Source organism: Aeromonas sp. ZOR0001 (genome assembly GCF_000801015.1).
GTDB lineage: Bacteria > Pseudomonadota > Gammaproteobacteria > Enterobacterales > Aeromonadaceae > Aeromonas > Aeromonas veronii.
In genome coordinates, this window is sequence record NZ_JRJY01000060.1 from 1 (window position 1) to 9,590 (window position 9,590).

The 9,590-nt window shown below is 60.8% G+C and carries 10 protein-coding genes; 4 read left to right on the forward strand and 6 right to left on the reverse strand.

What is annotated here, in order from left to right:
- Window positions 1-1,072: isochorismate synthase (locus tag L972_RS07875; protein WP_047437302.1), on the reverse strand; the 1,072-nt coding region annotated here is incomplete at its 3' end.
- Window positions 1,073-1,280: 208 nt separating this feature from the next.
- Here L972_RS07875 and L972_RS07880 point away from each other — a divergent pair.
- Window positions 1,281-2,186 carry a 1,4-dihydroxy-2-naphthoate polyprenyltransferase gene (locus tag L972_RS07880; RefSeq protein ID WP_005363134.1) on the forward strand — a complete coding sequence of 302 codons (906 nt, stop codon included), beginning with the start codon at window positions 1,281-1,283 and terminating at the stop codon, window positions 2,184-2,186.
- Window positions 2,187-2,261: 75 nt separating this feature from the next.
- Here the strand turns inward: L972_RS07880 and L972_RS07885 are convergent, their stop codons facing one another.
- Window positions 2,262-3,656, reverse strand: coding sequence for a PepSY-associated TM helix domain-containing protein (locus L972_RS07885; protein ID WP_047437305.1), 1,395 nt, complete (start codon window positions 3,654-3,656; stop codon window positions 2,262-2,264).
- Window positions 3,657-3,924: 268 nt separating this feature from the next.
- On the opposite strand from L972_RS07885, the gene L972_RS07890 reads away from it, so the two are divergent.
- Window positions 3,925-4,332 (forward strand): hypothetical protein, encoded by a 408-nt coding sequence (locus tag L972_RS07890; protein WP_005335923.1) that lies wholly within the window; start codon window positions 3,925-3,927, stop codon window positions 4,330-4,332.
- A gap of 26 nt (window positions 4,333-4,358) precedes the next feature.
- Here L972_RS07890 and L972_RS07895 read toward each other — a convergent pair whose 3' ends face one another.
- Both L972_RS07895 and dbpA read right to left on the reverse strand, forming a co-directional pair.
- Entirely contained in the window at window positions 4,359-4,649 is a 291-nt protein-coding gene (locus L972_RS07895) for a YkgJ family cysteine cluster protein (RefSeq protein ID WP_005363120.1), read from the reverse strand.
- An 89-nt stretch (window positions 4,650-4,738) separates the two neighbouring features.
- Window positions 4,739-6,118 carry an ATP-dependent RNA helicase DbpA gene (gene dbpA / locus L972_RS07900; RefSeq protein WP_005335919.1) on the reverse strand — a complete coding sequence of 460 codons (1,380 nt, stop codon included), beginning with the start codon at window positions 6,116-6,118 and terminating at the stop codon, window positions 4,739-4,741.
- Window positions 6,119-6,660: 542 nt separating this feature from the next.
- On the opposite strand from dbpA, the gene L972_RS07905 reads away from it, so the two are divergent.
- A complete protein-coding gene (locus L972_RS07905) occupies window positions 6,661-7,866 on the forward strand; it encodes a NupC/NupG family nucleoside CNT transporter (RefSeq protein WP_005363118.1) in 1,206 nt (401 codons plus the stop codon).
- A 64-nt stretch (window positions 7,867-7,930) separates the two neighbouring features.
- Here L972_RS07905 and L972_RS07910 read toward each other — a convergent pair whose 3' ends face one another.
- Together L972_RS07910 and L972_RS07915 are read right to left on the reverse strand one after the other, a co-directional pair.
- Window positions 7,931-8,431 (reverse strand): metal-dependent hydrolase, encoded by a 501-nt coding sequence (locus L972_RS07910; RefSeq protein ID WP_047437308.1) that lies wholly within the window; start codon window positions 8,429-8,431, stop codon window positions 7,931-7,933.
- A 125-nt stretch (window positions 8,432-8,556) separates the two neighbouring features.
- Window positions 8,557-9,006, reverse strand: coding sequence for a YaiI/YqxD family protein (locus L972_RS07915; protein WP_005335916.1), 450 nt, complete (start codon window positions 9,004-9,006; stop codon window positions 8,557-8,559).
- 140 nt (window positions 9,007-9,146) lie between these two features.
- Here L972_RS07915 and L972_RS07920 point away from each other — a divergent pair.
- Window positions 9,147-9,590 (forward strand): CorA family divalent cation transporter (locus L972_RS07920; RefSeq protein ID WP_331428936.1); only part of this gene is annotated, 444 nt, incomplete at its 3' end.

Here is a 9,590-nt window from a genome sequence, read left to right on the forward strand (position 1 = left end):
CGCCCACCGCCGGCGTCGGGTGGAGGGCGTCGAGCAACTGCCAGTCGCAGACCCCGGGCTTGAGCTCGGCTTCGATATCGCACTTGAGATGCTGCAGCAGCCGCAGTTTGAGAATGCGCGGCTCGGTCAGGGTGGCATCGTGGGTCAGTGGCGCCAGACGGCTGAGGATGTCGACATGTACCAGCCGGTTCTCCAGCCGGTTCTTGCTGTCGGCCAGCAGCTCGGCGGCCAGTTGGGCATCCACCTCTTCATCGCCGGAGCGGCGAATGGTGCCCGCCAGCGCCTCGGTAAAGAGGTGGCGATCTTCCCGGCGGTAGAGCCGCTCGGGGGAACAGGCGATAAAGGCCTGCTCGGGGGAGAATTGAAAACCGAAGTGGAAGCAGTCCTGGGCGTGGCGGGCCCACTGGTCGAGCATGGCCCAGGGATTGATATCCGCATCATGGTTCGGACTGGTCAGCACGCTCTCCCGCGACAGCACCACCTTGGGAGTGTGGGCCTGAAAATCGGAGGCGGTGACGCGCTCAACCAGCGTCTGCCACTGGGCGGGGCCGGGGCAATCCTGTCGCTGCCAGGGCTGCTTTTGCAGGGCGGGCAGCGGGGCTTCCTGGCGCAGGGCATCGAGGGCGGCGTCGGCCGCCTGCAGTTCGGCCTCGAGATTGTTTTCATCCAGCCAGAGGTTGAGGCAGAGACTGACGCACTCGCCACGGCGCACCAGCTCGATGCGGGGCAGCACGAAACGGCAGGGGCCAAACCCTTGCCAGCCGGATTGGGCCGGATCGAACGCCAGTCCGCCATAGTAGCGAGGGCTGTCGTCATGATGCTGGTTGGCTGTGTTAGTGCACACCTGCTTGATGGCGTGCGGCTCGGTCAGTTCATGGATGGCGCCCAGCGCGACATACTCGGGGCGAGCCTCTCCACGGGCCTGCCAGTAGATGCGGGGATAGAGGGTTTGCGCCGCGAGCCAGCCCAGAAAGGAGCGGATTTCGATCGCCACTCGCAACCGTACGAAGCCGCTGACGTTGCTGTGACGCAGGGCGTCCAGTTGTTGCTTGATATGGGTCTGAGCCAACATGGATTCTTGTCTGAGCCGGGTAGTAACGAGCGATCCGGTAGCTGGATGCCGTAGGTTTATGCCAAAGGGCGATGATTTCCTATATATTATCTGCCCATTCGTCCATGTAAATCGCCCGCGGGAGCTTCACTCTCCGGGGCCAAGTATACCCAAATCCGGTTCGATAACCCTTAACACGATCAATATCCGATTGTTTGGCCATCACAAAATGACAAATACCTTCTCTGTTTGGTTGCTGGCGGCGCGTTTGCGAACATTGCCGCTCGCCTGCTCTTCCATCCTGCTGGGCTCGGGGCTGGCTGCCAGTCGTGGCGCCTTCGATGGCACCATCATGGCGCTCTCCCTGCTGACCGCCATCCTGCTGCAGATCCTCTCCAATCTGGCCAACGATTACGGCGATGCGGTCTCCGGCGCCGACAACGGCGAGCGGATCGGCCCGCAGCGGGCGGTGGTCTCCGGTCTTATCACCAAAAAGCAGATGTGCGTGGCGATGGGGCTGACCGCGCTGGCGGCGGTGGCCAGTGGCCTGCTGCTGCTGGGCTGTGCCTTCGGCGGTCAGTGGCTGCAGATTTTGGCATTTGTGGTGCTGGGTGGCGCGGCCATTGTCGCGGCGGTGACCTACACGGTCGGCAAGACCCCTTACGGCTATCGCGGGTTTGGCGATATCTCTGTGTTCCTCTTCTTCGGCCTGCTGGGGGTGCTCGGCTCCTACTACCTCTTCACCAAGACGCTGGAGTGGGATCTGCTGCTACCCGCCACCGCCTGTGGCCTGCTGGCGACCGCCGTGCTCAATATCAACAATGTGCGCGACATCGAGACCGACGCCGCCAGCGGCAAGATCACCCTGGCAGTGCGCCTTGGCCGCAACCGCGCCATCGCTTATCACTGGGTTCTGTTGGGGGCGGCGTTGCTGGCAACCATCGCCTTTATCCTGATCCAGCCCGCCAGCTTCTGGCCGTGGATCTTCTTGCCCGCCATGAAGCCTCTCAGCGATGCGGCCAAGACTCTTCGCGAAAGCTACGATGGCGAGGTGCTGACCGGTTCCCTCAAGAAGACCGCCATCAGCGCCTTTCTGTTCAGCCTGCTGCTCTCCATCGGGTTGGCGCTCTCCTGACAGCTGGTCGCAGCTCGCCAAGGCGAACAATAAAAAGGGCTCCCGAGATGGGAGCCCTTTTTGGTTTTGGCCGGTTTAGCTGGCGCGCGCCACCTTGAGCGTGCGGCGGGAGAAAATCAGGGTATCCAGCAGCCAGATGGCGACCATGGAGGTGCCCACCAGCGGGAAGGCAATGCCCAGCAGGATCAGCAGGGCGATGGCACCTCGCATCGGCGGGAGTTTGGCAGGCAGCGGCGGCGCGGCGAGACGCCCTTGCGGGCGGCGGCACCACCAGATCCAGAGGCCGCTCACGGCGCTGGCCAGCACCATCAGGCAGATAAGCAGCATGGCGAGCTGATGGGGCCAGCCGTAGAGCTTGCCCATGTGCAGCATGACGCCGCTCTCCACCGTCTTGGCGACCAGGCCGTAATCCTGCCAGCGCACATCGGCCAGCACCTTGCCGCTGTATTGATCGATATGCAGGGTGGCATCGTTGCGCGGATCATCGGCAAAGATCGCGATGGTATAGACACCGGTGGCGCCGACCGGCGGGGTGATGCTGTAACCCGGTTGGACTCCCCGCTCATGGGCGATCTCGACCACCTGTTGCAGCGCAATGCGCTGGCTCGCCATCACCACTCCCTCGTGCTCGCCGTGGTTCATGGCACCGTGATCGTGCCCCTCATCAACAGGTTGCGAGCTGGGCATAGGGGTGTTCTCCACCGCCCAGGGAACCGTCTGCTCGTGGGCCTGATTCAGGGTGCGAGCCAGCGGTGCCGATTTGGGCACCTCGTTCCACATGGCGGCGGGGAAGCGGTTCCAGACCGCGGCAAACTGGTCACCCCAGAAGCCGGTCCAGGTCATGCCGCTCAGCAACAACAGCAGCAGGAAACCTGCGCCCCAGAAGCCGACCACGGCGTGCAGATCGCGCCACCAGAGACGGCCACGCTGGCTCACTCTGGGCCAGAGAATACCGCCCACGCCAGGCCCCTTGCGCGGCCACCAGAGATAGAGTACGCTCAGCAGCAACACTATCCCCCAGCCGGCAGCCAGCTCGATCAGCCTATCTCCGGTGGTACCGAGCAGTAGCTCGGCGTGCAGAGCGCGAGCGACTGCCTGCAGATTCCACTTGTTATCCATGGTGCCGAGCAGGGCGCCGCTGGCGGGATCCATAAACAGAGTCAGCTCCTGTTCACCCCGATTGACGATGAACTGAGCGCTCAGGTCGGGAGCTGCAGGCGGCAGGTATTTACGCAGGCTGGCATCGGGCATGGTCATCATCGCCTTGGCCAGTAGCTGGTCGGCACTCAGGGTCTGGCTGGCGGGGGTGACCTTCATCAGCTCGGGGTACATCAGGTTGTCGAGCTGGGGTTTGAACAGATAGACGATCCCGGTCAGTGACAGCAGGATCAGGAAAGGGGCGACAAAGAGACCGGCGTAGAAGTGCCAGCGCCAGATCCGTTGGTAATGACTCGAGTCCCTGTTTTTCATTGCACATCCTTGTTGGGGTGCCAAACCTTTCGGCTGGTGGAATGTTTGTGGCGGCGCGGATAATAGCAGTAACGTTTCGTTAACTGCAATCACACATCTTGAGACCGATTCAGTGCGGGGTGTCGGTAACATGAGGTGCCGACGGTTTGCTGGATAGGGTGATCCCGCTTTGGGGAATACCTGTTTGCTGCTGGACTTTTCCTTATAAATTATTACCTTGTGGTAACAATTTGCAGGCGATGGTGGTGGTAACGGAATGGGAGCAGTCATGCAGCCACATGGGCAATTCGACATGGAGCGCAGGGGCCAGATGCTGATCTGCCGCCCGAGTGGCCCCTTCAATCTGGCTGGTGCCATGGCCTATGAGGCGCGCTTTCGTCACGAACTGGCCGGTCTGATGGATGGCCCCTGGGGAATTGTCGAGGTCGCGACCGAGTTTGAAGCAGCCGGGCCCGAGGTGCTGGCACGTTTTCGTCGCCAGTTTGGCTGGTGTGCCGAGAGTGGCTGTCAGTTTCTGGCGGTGGTCTTCGTGGGGGGCTTCAAGCGCTATCTGGCGGATAACATCTTCAAGGGATTACCCTTTCGGGCGGTACGTTACTTCGAGCAGGAGGCAGCGGCCATCCAGTGGCTGGGGGAGCAGCTCAACACCGCTCCCTGTGAACCTGCGAGCGCTTGACCACCCGTATCCTGACTGGCCTTGGCTCAATCCAGCTTGATAAACCACTTGTCCCGCTCGTCAACGCAGTCGGGCTCACCCATTTCGAATTCGCGGCAGATCAGCGGTCGCACCTCGTAGATACGGCACATCATGGTGTTGCGGTCGAGGGCGGCGCACCAGCCATCGTCGAGCCGGCGCATGACCGGTATCTCGCCTTCCCGTTCCAGTACATAACGGTCCGGCACGCCGGTATCGGTAAAGAGCATCACTTCGAGGCGGCAGCAGCAGGCTTCGCAGTTCTGGCAGCTCACATCGGTTTGGATTGCTTGGGTCATGGTGCCTGTCTTGCCGCATGGCGGCATCGGAGATATGAAACAGGCGCCTGTCAGGCGCCTGTGGTCTGGCTAACGGCTTGCAAAGAACCTTAGCCCAGTTTGCGGGCGCGGTAGCTGCGACCCTTGATCTTGCCTTCCTGCAACCGCTTGAGGGCGGCGCTCGCCACGCTGCGCTTCACGGCGACGTAGGAGTACTGCTCGGAGATCTGGATCTTGCCGACATCGGCGCCGGCAATGCCGCCTTCACCGGTCAGGGCACCCAGAATGTCACCGGCCCGCACCTTGGTCTTGCGGCCTGCATCGATGGAGAGGGTCACCATCTGCGGGGCGATCGGCTTGATGTCGCGGCCGATGCTGTCGAGATCACCCAGCGGCATCGGAGCCTGCTGGTACTCTTCGATAAAGTTGACGCGCTGGGCCTCGTTCGGCTGATAGAGACTCAGAGCCAGACCCTGCTGGCCGGCACGACCGGTACGACCGATGCGGTGCACGTGCACTTCCGGATCATAGGTCAGCTCGTAGTTGATGACGGCGCCCAGCTCCTTGATATCGAGGCCACGGGCCGCCACGTCGGTGGCCACCAGAATGGTGGCGCTGCCGTTGGCAAAGCGCACCAGCACCTGATCCCGCTCGCGCTGTTCCAGATCGCCGTTCAGCGCCAGCGCCGAGAAGCCCTTGGCAGCCAGATGGTCGGCCACGTCGTTACAGGCGCGCTTGGTGTTGCAGAACACCACGCAGGAGCTTGGCTGGTAGTGGCTCAGCAACCAGGTGAGGGCGTCGAGGCGCTGGCCGGCAGGCACTTCGTAAAGCTTCTGTTCGATGGCGCTCCCCTCGTGCAGGGACTCCACGCTCACCTCGACCGGATTGCGCTGCACGCCGCGGCTCATCTGGGCGATCCCTTCCGGATAGGTCGCGGAGAAGAGCAGGGTCTGACGCTGCTGGGGGGCATAGCTGATGACCCGGTTGATATCTTCGCCAAAGCCCATGTCCAGCATGCGATCCGCTTCATCCAGCACCAGCGTCTTGAGGCCGGAGAGCTCCAGTGTGCCCTGCTCCAGATGCTTGAGAATACGACCCGGGGTGCCGACGGCGATGTGGGCACCAAAGCTCAGGGTGGCGGACTGCGGTGCGGTCGGGGTGCCGCCGCACAGGGTCACCAGCTTGACGTTGGGCAGGGCGCGCGCCAGACGACGGATCTCCTGAGCCACCTGGTCCGCCAGTTCGCGGGTCGGGCAGAGCACCAGCGCCTGCACTTCCAGGCGGTTGACGTTGAGCTTGGCCAGCAGGCCGAGGCCGAAGGCGGCGGTTTTGCCGCTGCCGGTTTTTGCCTTGGCGATCAGGTCTTTGCCATCGAGCACCAGGGGCAGGCTCTGGGCCTGGATCGGGGTCATCTGCAGGTAACCCAGGCTGGTAAGGTTCTCTTGCAGGGCGGGGGAGAGATTGAGGCTGCTAAATTCGCTGTTGTTCACAAAAGGACTCTATTTCGGAGAAAACGGGGATGCGCGAGCGCTAAGGCCGCGCATCATACCAGAATGTGGCACCGGATGTGGCGGATTTTTGAACGGCTTGTCACGAGGGGACATGAAAGGTTCATTTGTTGCCAAACCGATCGCGGGCGAGCACTGACAATGTAATAAGGACTATTTTTCAAACACACATCTAATTATTTATCGAGGATAAACGTTTTCTATTTTCGGTATTTTAATATAATGACTGGAAAATATTATGCGAGCAGTTACTGCGCTACAAGGAATGTTGCGAAAATGCTGATTAAATATTTTCAAAGAATATGAAAACGGCGCCACCACTACTCAACATTATGTTTTAAAAGGATTTATGTTATCTGTGTTGCACGATTAATATTAGTTCATTGCACAATTAATTTAAAAACGTTTGTATTATCCTGCCTCCATAATATTGCGCGGGATTGTGATGGCTATCTGATTTTTAAATGTGCAAATGTCTATGATGGCGCCGGTCAAAAATTACAATTTACTCAGGTGCTACAGGTATGGAATACGTTCACTTTGTGCTCGGACTGGTGATGGTCCTCGCTCTCTCTCTGCTGGCTAACCGCCACAACTGGAAACAGATCAAGCTGCGTTATATCGGCCAACTGCTGGTGGTCGAACTGGCGCTGGCCTGGTTCATGCTGAACTCGGAAGTGGGTCTGGCGGTGGTGGGGGGCTTTGCCGCCGGCTTCACCAAGTTGATGGAGTTTGCCAAACAGGGTACCGACTTCGTGTTCGGTGGTCTGGTCAACGAAGGGGCCTTCTCCTTCTTCCTGATGGTGCTGATGCCCATCGTCTTCATCTCCGTGCTGATCGGTATTCTGCAGTACATCCGCCTGCTGCCGCTGGTGATCCGCGGTATCGGTACCGTGCTGGCCAAGATCAACGGCATGGGCAAGCTGGAGTCTTTCAATGCCATCAGCTCGATGATCGTCGGCCAGTCCGAGAACTTCATCGCCCTCAAGAACATCCTGCCGCACCTGAACGAGAAGCAGATGTACACCCTGGCTGCGACGGCCATGTCTACCGTCTCCATGTCCATCGTCGGTGCCTACATGCAGCTGATCGAGCCGCGCTATGTGGTTGCCGCGCTGGTGCTCAACATGTTCAGTACCTTCGTGGTGCTGTCGCTGATCAACCCCTACGAGCCGGATAACTCCGTGACCGACATCAAGGCCATTGCCGAAGGTGACGAGCACCACACGCCGAAGAAAGAGAACTTCTTCGAGATGCTGGGCGAGTACATCATGGCCGGTTTCACCGTTGCCGTGATCGTGGGTGCCATGCTGGTGGGCTTCATCGCTCTGATCGCCCTCATCAACTACCTGTTCGAGATGGCATTTGGCGTGAACTTCCAGTTCGTCATGGGTTACCTCTTCTACCCGATCGCCTGGATCCTGGGTATCCCGAGTGGTGAAGCGCTGCAAGCGGGCTCCATCATGGCGACCAAGCTGGTGACCAACGAGTTCGTGGCGATGATGGATCTGGGCAAGGTGGCTGCCGAGCTCTCTCCGCGCACCGTCGGCATCCTCTCCATCTTCATGGTCTCTTTCGCCAACTTCAGCTCCATCGGCATCATCGCCGGTGCGGTAAAAGCGCTGAACGAAGAGAAGGGCAACATGGTTTCCCGCTTCGGTCTGAAGCTGGTCTACGGTTCTACCCTGGTCAGCCTGCTCTCTGCTGTTATCGCAGGCATCATGATCTGATCCTCTGGCGGCACCCGCCACGGTTTGAGCCCCTGACCTCGTCAGGGGCTTTTTTGTTTCTGGCCTACAGCCGCCAGCCGCACCACCAGCCGGCAACCAGCAGGGTGAGGGTGCAAAAGCCGGTTTCGATGGCGCCGCCGCTGCGCAGCGGCCAGCCCGGCAGGCGGTAACGGCGTTTGATGGGCCAGAAGAGCGGAATGCCCGCCGGGGTGAGCCAGTCCCCCAGCAGATGGCTGAGGTAGCCGACGATAAGCGCATCCTTGACCCCCATGGGCAGGGTGCCCGGCGGCAGGCTCTGGTTCAGCCCCCAGACAGCGGTGGCGACTGCCAGCAGACTGTGGGTGAAGCCGCGATGGCCGAACAGCCGCGACAGAGGTTTCGAGATCCACGGCAGGCGCTGCCCCAGCACCGATTTGGGGTGGTCGAGGTCGGGCAACAGGGCGCTGGCCAGCGCGGCAGGGATGGTCTGCCACAGACTGGCATCGGCCAGCGCCGGAGTGAGCTGCAGTTTATGGGCGATCAGGGTGCAGGTAACGGAGAAGAGCAGGTGCCCTTGGGCGGTCATGATGATTACGGCGTGGACAAGATGGCGGCGCATCTTACCAGTCTGACGTTTGTGGTCAGCTCTTATTTTAAAAATCAGGATGTTACGGCGAAAAAGCGCCCATGTTGGGCGCCTTTAGGGTCTCTTTACAGCTTGCCTTTGACCAGCCACTTGTCGAGGGCGTTGGCGAAGCGCTGCTTGTCGGCGGCATTGAAGGGGGCTGGGCCGCCGGTCTGCACGCCGGCCGAGCGCAGCTCTTCCATAAAGTTGCGCATGCCGAGGCGCGCCTTGATGGTCTCGCGGGTGTAGATCTCGCCGCGGGGATTGAGCGCCTCGCCACCGGCATCAATCACCCAGGAGGCGAGGGGGATATCGCCGGTGATCACCAGATCGCCGGGCTGAACCTGCTGGGCGATGACATGATCTGCCACATCGAATCCCTTCTCCACCTGTTGGGTTTTGATGAAGGGCGAGGGTGGCACCCGCAACCCCTGATTAGCCACCAGGGTGGTGACGACCTGGGCGCGGTGGGCGGCGCGGTAGAGGATCTCCTTGACCGGAATGGGGCAGGCATCGGCATCAACCCAGATGGGCATGGCATGGTTTCCTGTAGTGAAAGCGGATAGAAAACGAGAGCGGGCATGTTAACACAGGCCTCCCCTTCCCGGCGCGGGGCTGAGTCGGCCCCGCCTTTGGTGTAAGCTGGGGCCTGCACATGAAACGAGAAGGAGACGAGATGGATCGGGTGCCCGGTGAAGTGATTTATGCCCTGACTCTGGATGGCAAGGGTGGCATGGCGCCGCTGACGGCGGGAAGCGAAGTCCCGGCGGCGCATCCCGGCTGGCTGCATCTGGATTACGGCAATCCCGATTCGGCGCGCTGGCTGTTGCAGACCCCCTTGCTCAGCGAGGCGGCCAGGGAGTCGCTGCTCGGCCAGAGCAATCGTCCCAAGCTGGTGCGGATGGGGGAGACGGTGCTGCTGATCCTGCGCGGCATCAACCACAACAAGGATCACAGGCCCGAAGAGATGGTGGCGCTGCGCATCTTCATCACCCCGGATCTCATCATCAGCAGCCGTCGTCGTCCGCTGCTCTCCGAGCAGGATGTGTTCAACCAGCTCAAGCTGGGGGGCGGCGCCGATACCCCGGCCGACTGGCTGGTGGAGATCTGCGATGCCCTG

Coding starts and splice junctions, on each gene's coding strand:
- L972_RS07880 (WP_005363134.1), top strand. CDS start 1,281: ATGACAAATACCTTCTCTGTTTGGTTGCTGGCGGCGCGTTTGCGAACA.
- L972_RS07885 (WP_047437305.1), bottom strand. CDS start 3,656: ATGAAAAACAGGGACTCGAGTCATTACCAACGGATCTGGCGCTGGCAC.
- L972_RS07890 (WP_005335923.1), top strand. CDS start 3,925: ATGCAGCCACATGGGCAATTCGACATGGAGCGCAGGGGCCAGATGCTG.
- L972_RS07895 (WP_005363120.1), bottom strand. CDS start 4,649: ATGACCCAAGCAATCCAAACCGATGTGAGCTGCCAGAACTGCGAAGCC.
- L972_RS07905 (WP_005363118.1), top strand. CDS start 6,661: ATGGAATACGTTCACTTTGTGCTCGGACTGGTGATGGTCCTCGCTCTC.
- L972_RS07910 (WP_047437308.1), bottom strand. CDS start 8,431: ATGACCGCCCAAGGGCACCTGCTCTTCTCCGTTACCTGCACCCTGATC.
- L972_RS07915 (WP_005335916.1), bottom strand. CDS start 9,006: ATGCCCATCTGGGTTGATGCCGATGCCTGCCCCATTCCGGTCAAGGAG.